Annotated in this window: 16 protein-coding genes; 10 read left to right on the top strand and 6 right to left on the bottom strand. The window is 69.4% G+C overall.

What is annotated here, in order from left to right:
- On the top strand, positions 1-672 hold a 672-nt coding region (locus FL311_RS08875; RefSeq protein ID WP_228556767.1), incomplete at its 5' end, for a hypothetical protein.
- Positions 673-935: 263 nt separating this feature from the next.
- On the opposite strand, the gene ileS is transcribed toward FL311_RS08875, so the two are convergent.
- The 3 genes from ileS to FL311_RS08860 all read right to left on the bottom strand — a co-directional run bounded on the left by ileS (position 936) and on the right by FL311_RS08860 (position 5992).
- Positions 936-4682 carry an isoleucine--tRNA ligase gene (ileS, locus tag FL311_RS08870; protein WP_141324500.1) on the bottom strand — a complete coding sequence of 1249 codons (3747 nt, stop codon included), beginning with the start codon at positions 4680-4682 and terminating at the stop codon, positions 936-938.
- 61 nt (positions 4683-4743) lie between these two features.
- Positions 4744-5286: a hypothetical protein gene (locus tag FL311_RS08865; protein WP_141324499.1), complete on the bottom strand. Its 543-nt coding sequence runs from the start codon at positions 5284-5286 to the stop codon at positions 4744-4746.
- Between the two features lie 103 nt (positions 5287-5389).
- Entirely contained in the window at positions 5390-5992 is a 603-nt protein-coding gene (locus FL311_RS08860) for a TetR/AcrR family transcriptional regulator (protein WP_141324498.1), read from the bottom strand.
- A gap of 61 nt (positions 5993-6053) precedes the next feature.
- On the opposite strand from FL311_RS08860, the gene FL311_RS08855 reads away from it, so the two are divergent.
- The 7 genes from FL311_RS08855 to FL311_RS08830 all read left to right on the top strand — a co-directional run bounded on the left by FL311_RS08855 (position 6054) and on the right by FL311_RS08830 (position 13575).
- Complete coding sequence (locus tag FL311_RS08855; RefSeq protein ID WP_141324497.1) at positions 6054-6473, top strand: DUF4345 domain-containing protein; 420 nt, start codon at positions 6054-6056, stop codon at positions 6471-6473.
- A gap of 37 nt (positions 6474-6510) precedes the next feature.
- Positions 6511-7080, top strand: a complete 570-nt coding sequence (locus FL311_RS08850; protein ID WP_141324496.1) for a DUF1629 domain-containing protein — start codon at positions 6511-6513, stop codon at positions 7078-7080.
- A 147-nt stretch (positions 7081-7227) separates the two neighbouring features.
- On the top strand, positions 7228-8178 hold the full coding sequence (locus FL311_RS08845; protein WP_228556766.1) for a hypothetical protein: 951 nt from the start codon (positions 7228-7230) through the stop codon (positions 8176-8178).
- On the top strand, positions 8175-8564 hold the full coding sequence (locus FL311_RS44970; RefSeq protein ID WP_228556765.1) for an AHH domain-containing protein: 390 nt from the start codon (positions 8175-8177) through the stop codon (positions 8562-8564). The genes FL311_RS08845 and FL311_RS44970 overlap by 4 nt, the downstream gene beginning before the upstream one ends.
- A 16-nt stretch (positions 8565-8580) precedes the next feature.
- Positions 8581-9147 carry a DUF1629 domain-containing protein gene (locus FL311_RS08840; RefSeq protein WP_141324495.1) on the top strand — a complete coding sequence of 189 codons (567 nt, stop codon included), beginning with the start codon at positions 8581-8583 and terminating at the stop codon, positions 9145-9147.
- 20 nt (positions 9148-9167) lie between these two features.
- A complete protein-coding gene (locus FL311_RS08835; RefSeq protein ID WP_141324494.1) occupies positions 9168-9767 on the top strand; it encodes a TetR/AcrR family transcriptional regulator in 600 nt (199 codons plus the stop codon).
- A 247-nt stretch (positions 9768-10014) separates the two neighbouring features.
- Positions 10015-13575, top strand: a complete 3561-nt coding sequence (locus FL311_RS08830; RefSeq protein WP_141324493.1) for a PepSY domain-containing protein — start codon at positions 10015-10017, stop codon at positions 13573-13575.
- A 173-nt stretch (positions 13576-13748) separates the two neighbouring features.
- Here FL311_RS08830 and FL311_RS08825 read toward each other — a convergent pair whose 3' ends face one another.
- Positions 13749-14321, bottom strand: coding sequence for a MarR family winged helix-turn-helix transcriptional regulator (locus tag FL311_RS08825; RefSeq protein ID WP_141324492.1), 573 nt, complete (start codon positions 14319-14321; stop codon positions 13749-13751).
- A gap of 115 nt (positions 14322-14436) precedes the next feature.
- Between FL311_RS08825 and FL311_RS08820 the strand changes: the two genes are divergently transcribed.
- The gene (locus FL311_RS08820) at positions 14437-14973 is read left to right on the top strand and encodes a carboxymuconolactone decarboxylase family protein (protein ID WP_141324491.1); all 537 of its coding nucleotides are present in this window, start codon (positions 14437-14439) and stop codon (positions 14971-14973) included.
- Between the two features lie 79 nt (positions 14974-15052).
- Here the strand turns inward: FL311_RS08820 and FL311_RS08815 are convergent, their stop codons facing one another.
- Complete coding sequence (locus tag FL311_RS08815) at positions 15053-15433, bottom strand: type II secretion system protein GspG (protein ID WP_228556764.1); 381 nt, start codon at positions 15431-15433, stop codon at positions 15053-15055.
- Between the two features lie 133 nt (positions 15434-15566).
- The gene (locus FL311_RS08810; protein ID WP_228556763.1) at positions 15567-15896 is read right to left on the bottom strand and encodes an NAD(P)-dependent oxidoreductase; all 330 of its coding nucleotides are present in this window, start codon (positions 15894-15896) and stop codon (positions 15567-15569) included.
- A gap of 284 nt (positions 15897-16180) precedes the next feature.
- On the opposite strand from FL311_RS08810, the gene FL311_RS08805 reads away from it, so the two are divergent.
- Complete coding sequence (locus FL311_RS08805) at positions 16181-17167, top strand: methyltransferase (protein WP_194869126.1); 987 nt, start codon at positions 16181-16183, stop codon at positions 17165-17167.
- The last annotated feature ends 21 nt before the right edge of the window (positions 17168-17188 follow it).

The raw sequence follows: 17188 nt of genomic DNA, 5'->3' as shown, positions 1-17188 counted from the left end.
GTGGTGGTGTGGGTGGGGCTGGTGTGGGCCGGGCTGGAGATCGCCGGAGCGCCGCTGACGAGCGGGGCGTTGGCGAAGTTGTCGTTGAAGTCGGCGGAGGCGGTGGCGCACGCGCCGGAGGTGGTGCCGACGCTGTTGTCGCTGGCGGCGGTGGGCAGCACGCTCATCATGGCGCGCTTCCTGGTGACGGTGCTCCCCGATGCGCCCGAGCAGGGGGCTCGCGCCACCGGAGGGATGTGGTTGTCGTGGGTGCTGCTGCTCGTCGTGGACACGGTGCTGCTGGTAGGGCCGCCGGTGGGCTCGGAGTTCCTGCCCAAGCTCCTGGAGCCGAAGAACGTGTGGTCCGCGGCCTGGCCCGTGGCGCTGGGTGTGGCCGTGAGCGTCGTGGCGTGGCGCATGGGCCGGAGCGTGCCGGAGATACCGGCGGGGGACGTGCTGTGGCCCTTGTCGCGGCGGGTTCTCCCCGGGTGGCGACTCTTGACGCGAGGGGCGGAGCGCGAGGACTCGAAGCCGAGTGAGTTGACGGTGCGCACGCTGCGCGGGTTCGAGCGGATGCGGGACCACTTCCTCCGCGCGGTGGGTCGCGGGGAGGAGGGGCTGAGCCGGCTGAGCCACGTGGGCTTCCTGCTGCTGGTGTTCCTGGGCGTCTTCCTGTTCCTGCTGGTGCGCTGAGGCTGCGCGGGCTCGCGAGGACGTCGCCGGTTCACAAGGGCTTCGCGCCGGTGTCGACCTTGCTCTCGCGCCGCGATGAGGGGCCGGCGGAGCCATGCGCGCTTCGCGCGGATGTTGCTCCTGCCATCGCGCCAGGGCCTGGTGTCGCTGAGCCCGCGAGCTTCGTGAGGGTGGGCCCGGGGCGTGCCTGGCGCCCGCGCGCTCGCGCGAAATAGCGCACCCCGGGGCGCGGCCCGCGTGTCGAGCACGCGGGCCGGTGAGGCTCAGCCGCGCTGGACGCGCAGGCGGGCCGGCAGGCCGTTGAGGCTGACCTCCTCCTCCTGCCCGGTGAAGCCCTCGGGCCCCACGTGGATGGCGGAGGCGAGCGTCTCCCGCGCAATCAACGCGCGGCCCTCGTCCGTCACGCGCTTCACGCGCGCATCACCGTCCACCCAGAGCTGGATGGTGTCCGTGTAGCCCAGCTCCAAATCCTTGCGAGCCCCCTGCACCCGCGCGAGCAGCTCGCGCACGAGCCCCTCGTCGATGAGCGCTTCGGTGAGCTGCGTGTGGAGCACCACCACGCCGGCGCCGGTGCCCGCCGCCGCGAAGCCGGGGTTGGCCTCCACGAGCGTCTCCAGCTCCTCACCGGTGAACACCAGCTTCTCGCCGCCCAGCTCCAGCGCCACCTGCCCCGTCTGGAGCAGCTCGCGGTGCAGCGCGCGCCCGTCGCCCGTGTCGAACGCCTTGCGCACCGGCGCCAGCTTGGGCCCGAGCCGTCCGCCCACCGCGCGCAGGTTCGGCCGCACCCGGAAGCGCACCACGTCCGCGTCCGGGCTGCCCGGCTCCACGAAGCGCACCTCGTGCACGTTCAGCTCGTCCGCGAGCAAATCCTTGTACGCGGCCAGCCGGTCCGTCAGCTCCTTGCGCGCGAGGATGATGTCCGCGCGCGCGAGCGGCTGACGCACCTTGAGCTTGTTGTCCGTGCGCACCTTGAGGCCCGGCGACACCAGCTCGCGCACCGCCGCCATGTCCGCGGCCAGCTCCGCGTCGATGAGGCTTGGGTCCGCCTTGGGGAAGTCCGCCAGGTGCACGCTCTCCGGCTGCGTCGCGGGCCAGGGCTTGCGCACCAGGTTGCCCCACATCTCGTCGGCGAAGAACGGGATGAACGGCGCGGAGAGGGCGGCGATGGTGGTCAGCGCCTCGTACAGCGTGAAGTACGCGTCCTGCTTGTCCTGCTCCAGCCCCGCCGTCCAGTACCGGTCCCGGCTGCGGCGCAGGAACCAGTTGGACAGGCCGTCCACCAGCGCCACCAGCCGCTGGGCCGCGTCGTACACCTGATAGGTGTCCAGCGCCTTCTCCACGTCGCGCAGCGCCAGCTGCACCTCGGACAGAATCCAGCGGTCCAGGAGCGGGCGCTGCTTCACCTCGCGCCAGCCCTGGCTCTGCTTCACCGCCTCCCACGGCGCCGCCTTGGCGTCCGGGTTGCCCTTCGCCGGGTTGAAGCCGTCGATGTTCGAGTAGATGGTGAAGAACGAGTAGACGTTGCGCAGCTTGATTTGAAAGTCCTTCTGCAACAGCCGCACGTTCGCCAGCGAGTGGCGCGTGTTGGACCACGTGGGGCTCGCCGCGTAGAAGAACCAGCGGAACGCGTCCGCGCCGGGGGCCTTGGCGTTGGGGTCCTTCACGGTGACACGCTCGGAGGCCGCGAGCCTCGGCACCTCCACCGGCATCACGCCCGCGCCCTTGGCGGACGGCGCCACGCCCAGCTTCTCGTGCTCCGCGGGCCCGAGCAGCACCACGCGGCGCTTGAGCTTCTTGTGCGCCTTCACCGTCACGGTGACCAAGACGTCCGGCCGGTCCGGGCGGAACACCTGCACCTTGGCGCCCTCCACCAGGTCCAGGCCCTCCAGGTCCTCGCGCGCGATGAGCGCCACGCCCGGCTCCCCCGGCACGCCCGCCTCGGCGGCGGTGAGCACGGCGAAGTCCATGCGCACCTCGTCGAGGATGATTTCGGGTGGCGTGTAGTTGCCCTTGGACTTGGACTCCTTGCGGCCCTCCTTGTCGGAGACGTGGCCCAGCACGATGCAGCTCTTGTACGGGTGCGGCCACTCCCGCTGGGGCACGAGTCCCAGGCGCGCCTGCGTCTCCTCGTCGAAGACCAGCGTGCTCACCATGAGCAGGGAGTAGAACCACCCGCGCGTCTGGTCGATGGCCTCGGAGATGAAGTCCGCCGGGAAGGCGCGGTTGAAGATGGCGTGCGAGCCCTCCGCATGCGGGAAGCCCCACTGCGCGAAGGGCATGCAGCCCGAGTCGAACCACACGTCCACCACCTCGGGCACGCGCACGAAGCGGCCCGGGGTGCCCGGCTTCTCGTACGTCACCTTGTCAATCCAGGGCTTGTGGACGATGAGGTGGCGCGCGTTGGCCTCGTGCGGCTTGCCCCTGAGGAACGCGGCGAGCTCCGCCTCCACGGCGCCCAGGTTGCTGCCGGGCTTCTGGCGCAGCGCCTCGAGCGAGGGCACCGCCTCCACCTCGCCCGTCTCCGAGTGGACCCACAAAGGCAGCGGCGTGCCCCAGTAGCGCTCGCGCGACAGGGCCCAGTCGACGTTGTTGGCCAGGAAGTCGCCGAAGCGGCCTTCCTTGATGTGCTCGGGCACCCAGTTGACGGCGCGGTTGTTGGCGATGGCGCGGTCCTTCACCGCCGTGGTGCGGATGTACCAGGCGGGGCGGGCGAACTGGATGAGCGGGTCGTCATCCGCGCGCCAGCAGAACGGGTACTCGTGCTTGTACTGCTCGGTGACGAGCAACAGGCCCCGCTCCTTGAGGTTGCGCTGGATGTCCTTGTCCGCGTCCTTCACGAACTTGCCGGTGACGAGCGGCACGTCCTCGGAGAAGGTGCCGTCCGGCTTCACCGCGCAGAACAGCTCCATCGCGTGCGGCTGGGCGAAGCGCTCGCGGTCCTTGCGGAAGGCGTCGTAGTCGTCCTCGCCGAAGGCCGGGGCGATGTGGACGATGCCCGTGCCGCTCGACAGCGTGACGAAGTCCGCGGCCAGCACGCGCCAGGCGCGCACGTCGTCGCCGCCGTCGCGCAGCGCCAGCCGCGTGTCTCCCTCCTTGGAGAAGTACACGTCGAAGGGCGGCAGGTAGCGCTGGCCCACCAGCGCGCGGCCCGGCTGCGTGTCGAGGACAGGCAGGTCCTTCTTGAGCTTCTTGGCCAGCTCCTCTCGCAGCGCGGCGGCGACGATGAGCTTGCGGTCGCCCGCGTCCACGGTGACGTAGTCGACGCCCGCGTTGACGGCCGCGTACATGTTGGACGGCAGCGTCCAGGGCGTGGTCGTCCAGACGAGCAGCGAGGTGTCCGGCGCGTCGCGCAGGGGGAAGGCGACGTAGACGCTCGGGTCATCCACCGTCTTGTAGCCCAGGCCCACCTCGGCCGAGCTCAGCGCGGTGCCGCCCTGCGGCCACCACCAGACCACCTTGTGGCCCTGGTACAGCAGGCCCTTCTGGTGCAGCTCCGCCAGCGCCCACCAGACGCTCTCCACGAAGGGGCGGTGGTAGGTGACATAGGCCTGGTTCAGGTCCACCCAGAAGCCGATGCGCTCGGTGAGCCGCTCCCACTCGGAGGTGTAGCGGAAGACGGACTCGATGCAGCGCTCGGTGAAGGGCTCCACGCCATAGCGCTCGATCTCCGCCTTGCCGTGGATGCGCAGCTCCTTCTCCACCTCCACCTCCACGGGCAGGCCGTGGGTGTCCCAGCCCGCCTTGCGAGGCACGTAGTGGCCGCGCATCGTCTGGTAGCGGGGGAACAGGTCCTTGATGACGCGGGTGAGGACGTGGCCGTTGTGGGGCAGGCCGTTGGCGGTGGGCGGGCCCTCGTAGAAGACGAAGCTCTTGGCCCCTTCGCGCGCCTCGAGCGAGCGCTCGAAGATGCGACGGTCCTTCCAGAAGGCGAGGATGCGGCGTTCCTCGGCCGGGAAGTCCATCTCCGCGGGGACGGCGTCGAACAGGGCGGGGGGCGCTGACTCAGGCATGGTGGGTGCTTGATAGCACCCGGAGCCAGGGAGGGAAGGGGGCCCGAGGAGGGATGCGCTCCTAGTTCCAGGGATAGGACGGCTCGTAGCTGCTCGTGCCGCCCAGGAGGAAGGGGAGCTTGCCTGTCAGGACGAGTCCCACCTCACGGCCCTGTCGGACGCGGCCGGGGACGCCCTCCGGGCCGAGCGCGCCGCCCTTGTCGCTCAGGGGCAGGCTGATGCGCACGCCCAGCGAGCCGTAGATGCCCGTGAGGAAGGGGGTGATTTGAAGGCCGGTGGTGGGCAGGTGGTCCTCGGTACCGGTGAGGTGGTAGGCGCCCAGCTCCAGGCCCGCGAAGAGCAGGGTGCCCTGGATGCCGCCGGCGAGGCGGGCCTCCCCCTGGGTCATCCACTGGGCCTGGGCGAAGGCGCCCAGGCTCTGGACTTCATGGACCCAGTTGACGGTGGACTCCAGGCCCAGCCCGTAGCGGGGCTTGCCCGCGAGGTCGTCGATGCTGACGAGGGGGCCGACGGTGAGCCAGGTCTCGTTCTTGGGGAAGGAGACCTGGGCCTGCGACACGAAGGGGAGGAGGACGAGGAGGGCGCAGAGGAGGCGTGGGGTCATGGCGTGTTGGAGTTGCAACGCACGGACCTGGAGGAAGTTGCAGCGGATGCAGGGGGTGGGACGTGTGCAGGGGACTGCACGGTGCGCAGCGGTTGGCACGGGCTCAGGTGGCGGAGCGCGAGGTGCGCACGAAGAGCCGGCGCGCGGTGCGCAGCAGCAGGTCCTTGTAGCGAGGCTGGGAGTAGTTGCGCTCCAGGGTGAGGTGTTCCCAGTTGCGCACGGACAGGAGCGTCCAGAGCAGGTCGGTGGCCTCGCGGGCCGTGTAGTCGGGGGAGAGGGTGCCATCGGCGCGCAGGGCCTCGATGGCGGCGGCGCAGCCTTCGCGCATGTCCTCCATGCGTTTCTGCCAGGCCTCGGCGGCCTCTTCGTCGGTGTCGGCCATGGCCATCAGCGCCTTGGCCACGCCGCGAATCTCCGGGATGTAGTCGGCCCAGGCGCCGACGTATGCGTCCAGGCGCTCCGCGCCGCTCTTCGCGGTGCGGCTGGGGACCAGGCGCGTGCGCACGTCCTTGAGCTCGTCCAGGTAGAGCGTGGTGGCGATGAGCAGGGCGGCTCGGGTGCTGAAGTGCAGATAGACGGCCTGACGGCTGACCCCGGCCTTCTTCGCGATGTCGCTCATCCGGACGGCCTGCCCCTGGCGTGTCTCCAACAGGTGCAGCGCGGCCGCGAGGATGCGGGTCCGGGTCTCCGGCGGTTCACTTGACATGATGTAAAGTCGCGAATATCTCTCGCGGAGTCAATTGACACGGTGTCAAGCGAGGACGGCGATGCGAAACCGGATGACGAAGGGGGTGTTGCTGGTCGTGGGTGCCATCGGGGGGGCGATTGGCGCGGCGTTGTTGTTCACGCCGCAGGCGTTCCATGGGTGGAGTGGAATCGACCATGGGGGGCAGGTGAGTCTGCTGAGCGAGGTGCGCGCGCCGGGAGGGGCGTTGCTGGCGTGTGGGCTGCTCATCATGGCCGGCGGAGTCTGGAGCCGGCTGACGTTCACGTCGCTGGCGGTGTCGACGACGCTGTACCTGTCCTATGGCGTGTCACGGCTGTTGAGCCTGGCCGTGGATGGCACGCCCGCGCCGGAGCTGGTCGCGGCGATGGTGGCGGAGCTGGTGATTGGCGCGCTCTGCGCGGCTTTGTGGTCGAGGAGCGCGCAGCCGCTGGGGCGCGCGGAGTCGTTGCCGGGGACTTGATGGGTGCTACGTACCTGCGGCCTTCTGCTCAACGCCCATGACGAAACGGTTCTTCGAGCTTGCTCCCGACATGTCGCTCCCTGGGCGATGTTCTCTTGGAATCCCCACGGACCTGACAGGTCGCGAGGTCGAGGACCCCTGGGTGTTCAAGAAGGGGCGCCGCATCGAGAACCCGGGGCGATTGCGGATTCCCGTGGACGTCCCGGGCAGGGTCTTCGATTTCACCCTCGCGGGGATCTCGACACCGGTCGTCCACGTCCGAGTGGCGACGCTGCTCACGGAGCTGGCACCCGAGGACGTGCAGATCATCCCCGTGGAGATTCCCGGGCATCCCGAGCAGTACAGCATCCTCGTGGCGACGAGGCTCATCGAATGCATCGACGACGCGGCGTCCCGGGAGGTGGAGCGGTGGACAGCCGAGGACGGACGGCCCGAGAAGGTGGGCCAGTACCGGGACGTGGACGGGCTGAGAATCGACCCGTCGAAGGTGGGTGAGGCGAAGCTCTTCCGGACGGGGGGCTGGTCCGTGGCGCTCATCGTCTCCGAGGACCTCAAGCTCGCGCTGGAAGCGCTCGGTGTCACGGGGATGCGCTTCACCGAGGTCTGAAGGTACTTCAGTGAGCGACACCTCCAGACGTAACCCCTATCCCGTGAGCCTTGCCGGAAGCGGATGGGCTCCATGCGCTTTGTCGGGATGTCGGGCTTGTTTGGCAATCTTCCCGGCTGCGGCACGGAGGCTCATCCGGGAGCGTGCGTGATGAAGTGGCAAGGGTTGTACGTGGTGTGGGTGCTGCTCGTGGGGTGCTCCACGACGCGAGGCGTGCGGCTGGAGACGGATGACGGGCGGACGCTCGTCATCACATCTGGCATTGAGGCTGTTCCGGTTGACCTGGAAGAAGACGCGTTCGCCGAGGCTTTGGTTGCCGAGAGCAGCCGGTCTCGTCCATCGCGCTCTCCGGAGGAGGCCGCGAGGCGGCTGTTCGAGATGGACGAGCGGGGTGGGGTGTACCGCTTCGATGTGCGCACGCGGCAGGTGACGCCGGTGGGGGCTGGCGGCCATCTGGAGGGAGACGGCGCGGACGTGGAGATGACGCGCGCCTACTTGAGGTGGTGTGAGCGCACGGGCCAGTCGGGAGACTGTCTGGGGTTGTTGGTGGAGCGCTCCACGGTGGGTGGGGATGGGCGCTATGCGCTGGCCATGGCGCTCGCGCATGGCGCGGTGCTGGAGGAGATGTGGGAAGCCTTCGAGGACATGGCGGACCCACGCGCGATGGTGGCGGCGGCGATGTGGACGGGGACGATGTACCTGGTCCTCTGGTCAGTGCCCGAGCCAGTGTCGAAGGGGCTGGCGGCGGTGATGACGGCCACGTTGATTGCCTATGTGGGGGTGGACACGTTCTGGAGCCTGATGGCGGGCTTCCAGCGGTTGATGGAGGCGGTGGACAAGGCCCACACCTTCGACGAGTTGCGCGAGGCGGGAGAGAGCTACGGGCGGGTGATGGGACGCAACGCGGCGAGGGCCTTCGCGATGCTCGCGACGGTGGCCGTCGGGAACACGGCGGCGGGCTTCGCGGGGCGGGTGCCGACGTTGCCAGGGTCCGCGCAGGCGTCCGTGCAGGCGAGCGCGAGGGCGGGCATCGCGCTCTCGGCCGTGGGTGAGGTGCAGGCGGTGGCGATGACGAGCGAGGTGTCACGCTCGCGGTGAGCACCGGCGCGGTGTCGGCGATGGCGCAGGGAGGAGGCGCTGTCGGACCCGTGGATTCAGCGGGGCATGACCACCACATCGCCACGGACAAGTGGTGGGAGTCCACCCGTGATGACGGACCCTGGTCGCCCAAGTTCGAAGAAGTCTTCGACAAGGCAGGTATGTCCCTGAATGACCCCGCCAACATCGTGAAGGTGGCTGGGCACAAGGGGCCACATCCTCAGGAGTACCATCAGCGCATTCTCGACCGGCTGAACTCCGCGATGCGGGACTGTGGAACGATGTCCCAGTGTCGGGAATCCTTGACGAGGGAGCTCCGGATGCTTGCCCGGCAGATCAGCTCGGAGGGAACGAGGCTCAACAAGCTGGTGACTCGACAGGAATGAAGCGACACTCCTCGAGATGCCGGGGCGATATTTCAGATGGATGGATGACGCCGAGGTGCCGGGGCGATGGCACCTTCGAAGTCCTGTGAACCTTCAAGGGCAGGAGGAGAACCCCTGGAGCTTCACGGCGGGCACACGTATCGACGCTCCAGGCCCATTGAGAGTCCCTGTCTCTCGGGCGGGCCGAGCGCTCGACTTCTCGCTGACGGGCCTCGCGGTGCCCATCGTCCACGTCCGAGTGGCGACGCTACTCACGGAACTGGCGCCCGAGGATGTGCAGGTCATCCCGGTGGAGATTCCCGGGCATCCCGAGCAGTACAGCATCCTCGTGGCGACGAAGCTCATCGAATGCATCGACGACGCGGCGTCCCGGGAGGTGGAGCGGTGGACGGCCGAGGACGGCCGGCCCGAGAAGGTGGGCCAGTACCGGGACGTGGACGGGCTGAGAATCGACCCGTCGAAGGTGGGTGAGGCGAAGCTCTTCCGGACGGGGGGCTGGCCCGTGGCGCTCATCGTCTCCGAGGACCTCAAGCTCGCGCTGGAAGCGCTCGGTGTCACGGGGACGCGCTTCACCGAGGTCTGAGGTCCACCGTATGGTGGCGCATGGGAACGAAGGAACAGGACGCCCGGGAGCGCATCCTCCGGGCGACCATCATCTGCATCGAGCGCGACGGGCTGGATGCCACCGGCATCCGCGAGATTGCCCGCGAGGCCCAGGTGAACAGCGCCGCCATCAGCTACTACTTCCGCAGCAAGGAGAAGCTCATCACCCAGGCCCTGGACTCCACCCTGGACCAGGCCTTCACCCACGTCCTCCTCGACTTCGACAAGCTCCTCGACGAGGGCCTCGCCGTCCGCGAGGCCTTCGAGACCCTGCTCGAGGACGTCGTCGGCAACGTCGGCCGCTACCCCCGCATCGCCCATGCCCACCTGCACGACGCACTCGTGCATCAACGCTACGACGGCCCCGCCGTCCAACGCCTCAACACCTTCCTCGAAGCGCTGTCCCGAAAGCTCGCCCCCGCCACACCCCACCTGAAGGAAGCGCGCCGCCGACTCGCGCTCACCCAGGTCTGGTCCTCCATCCTCCTCGTGTCCATGCTCCCCCGCGTGTTCGACCAGGTCCTCCTGCTCGACTTCCGCACCCTCGACACCCGCCGCGCCTGGGTGAAGCAATACACACGGCTGCTCTTCCCTACCTGAGCCCCGCCCCCGGCGCGAAGCGTCAACTCCAGTGCAACGGCTGCTTTCCCGCCGTCTTGAACGCGTGAGACTCGAAGTCTCTGTGAGTGTTCACTCGTGGACTGTCCAGCTCCGCGTCCCCAGAGGGGTTTCCGCAAGTCCGACAGTTCCTGAAAGTAGCGATTTTCATACCCCGCAGATGCGGGCTCGACTGGATGCGTGCTCCCAGGGGGGAGTGTCTGTCTTTCGCGTTTCGCGGGAGGACCGCATGCGTCAATCGTCGAAGTGGGTCGCCTGTCTCGTGCTGTGTTGCAGCGCGCTGGCGTGGGCACTCCAGCCCTCACAACCGAGCCCGTTGGCGAGCCAGGCGTTCTTCAAGCCGGAGCTGTACCTGCCCGTCTCCAACGTGTCCCTGGATGAAGCCCGCTCGAAGCTGAAGGGCGCGGCGCCCGGCGCGTGGGACGACTTCTTCGCCCGCAACGGGCGCGACTTCCACGTGTACCTGGACCCGCTGACGGGCATGCCCTCCGCCGTCCAGGGCGCCATCCCCCTCATCCCCGGCAAGGGCGTGGGCAACACCGTGACGCTCGGCTCGCTCCAGCAGCAGCTGGGCCGCTCCACCGGCGAGGTCGACGAGGCCGTCGTCGCCGATGCACTCTTCAAGTTCCTGAGCGACAACGAGGCCGCGCTCGGCGTGGACCTGCGCCAGCTGGGCCAGCCCCGCGTGAAGCAAGTCACCGACGTGCTGTGGCACGTGCTCATCCCGCAGGAGGTCGACGGCATCCCCGTGCGCCACGGCAAGCTGGTCGCCACGCTCAGCCACGGCAACATGGTGCTCCTGGGGACGGAGGCGTGGAGCAACGTCACCGCGTCCACGAAGCCCACGCTGAGCCCCGAGCAGGCCCTGACGCTCGGCGGTGAGCGCTTCGGCCTCCTGGAGACGCCGAGCACGCTGTGGCAGGAGCCCACGCTGGAGCTCGCCCCCCTGGCCCGCGCCGACGCGGCCTTCGGCGAGGGCTACCGTCACCAGCTCGTCTGGACGTATGGCTTCCAGAACCCCGGTGAGGTGGAGCGCTGGAAGGTGACGGTGGACGCGCACTCCGGCGAGGTGCTCGCGCTCGAGGACGACAACCACTACCTGGACGCCACCATCAAGGGCGGCATCTATCCGTTGAGCAGCACCGGCATCTGCCCCGACAACACCACCTGCGGCACCATGCAGCTGGACACGCCCATGCCCTGGGCGAACACGGGCCTGGCCTCGCCCAACAACTTCACCGACGGCGCCGGCGTCTTCAACTACTCCTCCGGCAACGTCACCACCACGCTGGCCGGCCGCTACGTGCGCGTGAGCGACACGTGCGGCTCGCCCAGCACCAGCTCCGCCACCGGCAACCTCAACCTGGGCGGCGCCAACAACCAGCACGACTGCACCACGGGCGGCGGTGGCGCGGGCAACACCCCGGCCTCCCGCTCCGCCTTCTACGAACTCAACCGCATCGCCGAGCTGGGCCGCGGCTGGCTGCCCAACAACACGTGGCTGCAGAACCAGCTCACCGCCAACGTGAACATCAACAGCACGTGCAACGCCTTCTGGAACGGCTCCACCGTCAACTTCTACCGCAGCGGCGGTGGTTGCCGGAACACGGGCGAAATCGCGGCCGTGTTCGACCACGAGTGGGGCCACGGCATGGATGACTTCGACTCCGGCGGCGCGCTGAGCAACTCCAGCGAGGCGTACGCGGACATCGCGTCCATCTACCGGTTGCAGGCCTCGTGCGTGGGCTATGGCTTCTTCGCCACGACGAACCTGGGCTGCGGCATGACGCCGGACGGCACGGGCTACAACCAGAACGAGGCGCAGGCGGGCGGGACGTGGTGCAACACCCGCTGCTCCGGCGTGCGCGACGCGGACTACCTGGCGCACGCGAACCAGACGCCGGCCACGCCGCAGAACTTCGTGTGCTCGCGCTGCTCCTCCGGCACCGGTCCCTGCGGCCGTCAGGTGCACTGCGCCGCGGCGCCCGTGCGTCAGGCCGCGTGGGACCTGGTCGCTCGCGACTTGCAGGCCGCGCCGTTCAACTACGACTCCAACACGGCGTTCATCATCGGCAACAAGGTCTTCTACCAGGGCAGCGGCAACGTGGGCTCGTGGCACGCCTGCAACTGCTCGGCGGGTACGTCCGATGGCTGCGGCGCGAGCCACGGCTACATGCAGTGGCTGGCCGCGGACGACGACAACGGCAACCTCAACGACGGCACGCCGCACATGACGGCCATCCACGCGGCCTTCAACCGCCACGGCATCGCCTGCTCCACGCCCGCGCCCGCCAACTCCGGCTGCGCCACGGGCCCGAAGACGGCGCCCACCGCCACCGTCACGCCGAGCGACGGCCAGGTGGCGCTCGGCTGGAACAGCGTGCCCGGCGCCAGCGAGTACTGGGTGATGAAGACGGAGGGCTACGCGGGCTGTGACTTCGGCAAGGTGCGCGTCGCCACCGTCACCGGCACCACGTACACGGATGGCGAGGTCGCCAATGGCCGGCAGTACTGCTACTCCGTCGTGCCGGCCAGCTCCAGCGCCTGCTACGGCCCCGCCGCCGCGTGCACCTGCGCGACGGCCGGTGGTCCGTGTACGCCCCCGGGGGGCGCCACCCTCTCCACCCCGGCGGACGGGGCGGCCAACGTGGCGCTGTCGCCCGTGCTCGACTGGGCGGACGTGGCGGGCGCGACGTCGTACGAGGTGCAGGTGGCCACCGACGCGGCCTTCGGCACCGTGGTGCGCTCGGCGACGGCGCTCTCCAACAGCACCTGGAGCGTGACGCCCGCGCTGACGGCCAACACGCAGTACTTCTGGCGCGTGCGCGCGGTGAGCGGCTGCGGCGCCGGCAACTACAGCGCGGCCTTCCGCTTCACCACCGCGGACACCACCTGTCAGCCCGCGGCGGCCCCGGTGCTCGCCACGCCGTCCAATGGCGCGACAGGCGTCGCGCTGTCCCCCGTGCTCGACTGGGGGGATGTGACGGGCGCGACGTCGTACGAGGTGCAGGTGGCCACCGACGCGGGCTTCTCCAGCGTGGTCCGCTCGGCCTCGACGCTCCCCACCAGCACCTGGAGCGTGACGCCCGCGCTGACGGCGGGCACGCAGTATTTCTGGCGGGCGCGCGCGGTGGACGCGTGCGGCGCCGGCAACTACAGCGCGGGCTTCAGCTTCACCACCCAGACGGGCGGAGGCGGCACGTGCACCACGCCGCCCGTGGCCACCTATGACGCGGCGCTCGGCACGCCCGTCTGCGGCAACGGCTGCGGTTGCGACACCGGCACGCTGGTCAACAGCCGTGGCAGCCAGTTCCTGGCGGCGGAGCCGAACGAGCCCAACACGCTGGATGGCTGCCCGGACGGCCCGTTCGGCTTCTACCACCTGGACGAGAGCATCGACCGCGTCGTGCTGCGCAGCGTGGACGGCGGGCCGATTACGCCGGGCAAGCAGGTCAAGGTGGACGTGACGGTGTGGTGCTACGACGCCACGGACAAGCTCAACCTCTACTATGCCCCCGTGTCCGGCTTCCCGCTCTGGTCCACGCTCGTCGCCGGCCTGCGGTGCACGGGCAGCGGCGCGAAGACCTTCAGCCACACCTTCACGGTGGGCAGCAGCGTGGGCCAGCACGTCCTGCGGGCCCAGTTCGTGGAGGCGTCCAGCCCGCAGCTGAGCTGCACCTTCGGCTTCTACGATGACAACGACGACGTCGTGTTCGGAGTCTCCGCCGCCGTCGCGTCCAGCCCCACCCTGCCCCAGGCCGTGCAGGGCCGTGCGAAGGTGACTCGCTGAGCTTCCCCGGTGCCGCCAGCCCGCTCGTGTCGGGGGCTGGCGGTACCGACTCTGCTCAACGCGCTCCGTGCGGTGCCGGGGCGACGGTGAAGTCGAAGTCCTCGGTGGGCAGGGTGTCCGGGAGCCATTCCACCGGATGGAGTCGCAGCCGGGCTCACGCACTGAGCCTCGTGTCAGTGAGGCACGGGCAGGGCTTCATGCTCCCGACACAACAACTGGCTGTCCTCGCGAGACAGCGGCTCGCGCGTCAGCCCGCAGCGGAAGCGCCCCGAGCCCTCGCGCTGGAAGTGCTTGCAGGTGGCGCAGGCGCCGAAGCTGCGCTGGGCGTTCGCCGCCTGCAGCGCGCTCAAGAGTCCGGTGAGCGCCTCCTCGAGCCCCTCGCCATCGCCGGGCAGCCGCGCCAGGGCCCGCTTGAAGACCTCCGGTGGTATGGCCGCTTTCAGCACCGCGCGCCCCTCCTCCGTCAGCATCAGGTGGACGACGCGCCGGTCCTCCGTGTCCGCCTCCTTGCGGAGCAGCCCCTTCTCCTCCAGCAGCAACAGCGTCTGGGACACGGTGCCCTTGGTGAGCCCCAGGTACTCGGTCAGCGCCGCGGGGGTGTTGCTGTAGCGATTGCACGCCTGCAGGTAGCGCAGCGCCTGCAGGTGCACCGGCTGCAACCCATGGGGCAGCCCCGCCGCCCGCTCCTCCGTGCGGAGCAGGTTCCCGAGTCGCTCGAGCAGCGCGTAGAGGCGGTCGCCGGCCATGGATCAAAAGGTATCGTGTCGATACTGAGTTGACAAGCGAAGGGGGCGGGCGCATTTAGTATCGAGTCGATATCAATCGACCCGCTGAACCACCCGCAGTCCCTGGGAGCACCCCATGACGACGCCCCTGATTGCCCCTGTTGGCCCCTCGAACACGCCCGCCGCCTCCGAGCCCACGCTCGCCGCCCTGAAGACGAAGTTCGGGGGTGTGCCGAAGATGTTCTCCACCTTCGCGCACTCGCCCGCGGCGCTGGAGGCCGTGGCGGGCTACTTCAACGCCATGGGCGGCGCGAAGCTGTCCGCGCGCACGCAGGAGGCCATCGCCATCGCGGTGGCGGAGCTGAACCGCTGCACCTACTGCCTCTCCGCGCACACGGCGCTGGCGAAGGGGCACGGCGTGAAGGCGGAGGAGCTCACGGGGTTCCGCGCGGGTCGCTCGGCGGACCCGCGCGAGCAGGCCATCCTGGACCTGGCCGTGGCCATCGCCCGGACGCGGGCGGCGGACGTGGGCCCGCAGCTGGCGCAGGCGCGCAGGGTGGGGCTGAGCGACGCGGAGCTGGTGGAGGTGGTGGCCGCCGTCGCGCAGAACGTGCTCACCAACTACCTCAACGTCGTGGCGGGCACCGAGGTGGACTTCCCTCGCGTCGCTTGAGTCCTCGCGGAGGTCCGTGGCGTGTTCGCACCGTGTGAGGCCGAGCGGGAGGTCCCCGCCCGGCCCCGCGCGATGGTCGTCATCGCGCGTGCGGCGGCGCCGCGCACGGTGGACGTCGGCTCTCGGGATACCCATCCACGAGGTCGTCACACTCACAACCGCGACGGCCATCCGGGCCCAGGCTCCACACCTCCACGGAGTCTGCCTCGACCGAGTAGCCGTAGGGCCGCTCCCAGGGGTCGAGCGGCACGGCCCCGATGATGAGCCCGCTCGTCACCAGGGCCTGGAGTCCTTCTTCTCGCGTCGGGTATCGCCCTGTCTTCGACCGGTAGGCGACCAGCATGCGCCGGAGGTTCTTCAGGTCGTACTGGGCCCGGTCCAGCTGCGCCGCCTTGTAGTTGGGGAGGATGACCGCGAACACATTGAAGCCACAGCAGGACAGCAGGCTGAGCGCCACCACCCAGGGCCACACCTTTCGTGGGCGCGGGAGGGGTGGTGGGGCGTCGGTGTCATTCATGGTCGACGTGGCATTTCAAACCCCATGCCCGCCTGGCCTCCCCGTGCGCCAAGGTCTGCTCCCGACTCCAGGCGCGTCACCCCGTCAGGGTGGTGCCCCTGGCGTGCGCCGTATTGGCGGACAGGTGCTCGCCGATGGCGACACAACCCGGCCCCAGGGACTCGGGTGGAGGTGAACCCGCGCGGGCGGGAGGGATGTCCGGCTCGTGCTCGAAGGCATCCCGGCCAGCGCCGGCGATGAGATTCGCCTGGAGTTCGCGGATGAGCGCCGCCTCGTCGACGATGGACCCTCGCGCGAGGTTGCTCGAGGACTCCCGGGGTCCCAAGGCGTCCAGCGCCTGTGCTGCCATCAGGCCGCGGGTGTCCGCGCCCTCCTGGCAATACCAGCGCCGTCCCGCGCGGGGCACTCCGGGAGCCACCTTGGCGAAGGGGCCTGCGGGACGCGTGAACAGACGCCCCGGGCCCGGCACCTCGGCGCCCCCGGTGTTGGAATGGCCCCTCCCCGCGGGGCTGGCGACAACCCCTTAGTCAACGCTCCGTGACGGAGTGCGCCATGTCAGTCATTGTCATGGGATACAGCGTCTGTGTTCATTTGAAGGCAGGGCGGTATGCGGGAGCGTCTGGGTCGTTCCCGGGTCCAGGTAGAATTTCAGCTTGCAGGCAATTGAAGGCCTGCCGACCAGGAGCGCACATGCAACGACTTCCCGCCCCAGCGTTCATCTTCAATCTCACCACGTCGTATCTGGCCCCGCGGTGTCTGTATGCGGTTGCACAGCTCGGCGTGGCGGACGTGCTGGGGACGACGCCGATGAGCACGGAGGAGCTGGCGAAGGCGACGGGGGCGCACGCGGACTCGCTGCACCGGATGCTGCGCCTGCTGTCGGCACAGGGGGTGTTCGAGCGGCGCGCGCAGGGCTGGGCGCACACGGACTACTCCGAGCACCTCAAGGCCAACCACCCGCACTCGCTCAAGGCGCTGGTGATGATGTTCAACGACGACATCAACTGGCGCAGCGCCCAGGCGCTGACGGTGTCCGCGCGCACGGGGCAGACGGCGTGCGACACGGTGACGCCCGGCGGCCTGTGGCCGTATCTCCAGTCCCACCCGGAGGACGCGCGCATCTTCGACGCGGCGATGACGGGCAAGTCGCACATGGCCATCGCGGCCATGCTCCAGGCGATGGAGTTCCACCGCTACGAGCACATCGCGGACATCGCGGGGGGCCGCGGCCACGTGCTGTCGGCGGTGCTCGACGCGACGCCCCGCTCGCGCGGCACGCTGTTCGACCTGCCCCACGTCGTGGAGCACGCTCAGGCGCACGCCCGCATGCAGAAGCAGGGCGGTGACTTCTTCGTCGGGCCGCTGCCCCGCGCGGACGCCTACATCGTCAGCAACATCCTCCACGACTGGGCGGACCCGCAGGCCATCTCCATCCTGCGCAACATCCGCAAGGCGGCGCCGGCCCACGCGGAGCTGCTCGTGCTGGAGATGATGCTGCCGGAGGGGCCGGAGCTGCACCCCGCACTGGTGATGGACATCGTCATGCTGTCGCTGGCGGGCGGACGCGAGCGCACCCAGGTCCAGTACGACGCGCTCTTCGCCGAGGGCGGCTTCAAGCTGGACCGCGTCGTCCCCACCCAGGGCCCGTACTCCATCATCGTGGGCAAGGTGGCGTGAGCCGTCCGCCCGACGAGGAAG

Source organism: Myxococcus sp. AB025B, from assembly GCF_006518215.1.
Classification (GTDB): Bacteria; Myxococcota; Myxococcia; order Myxococcales; family Myxococcaceae; genus Myxococcus; species Myxococcus fulvus.
This window is presented reverse-complemented; position numbering and strand designations above follow the sequence as displayed.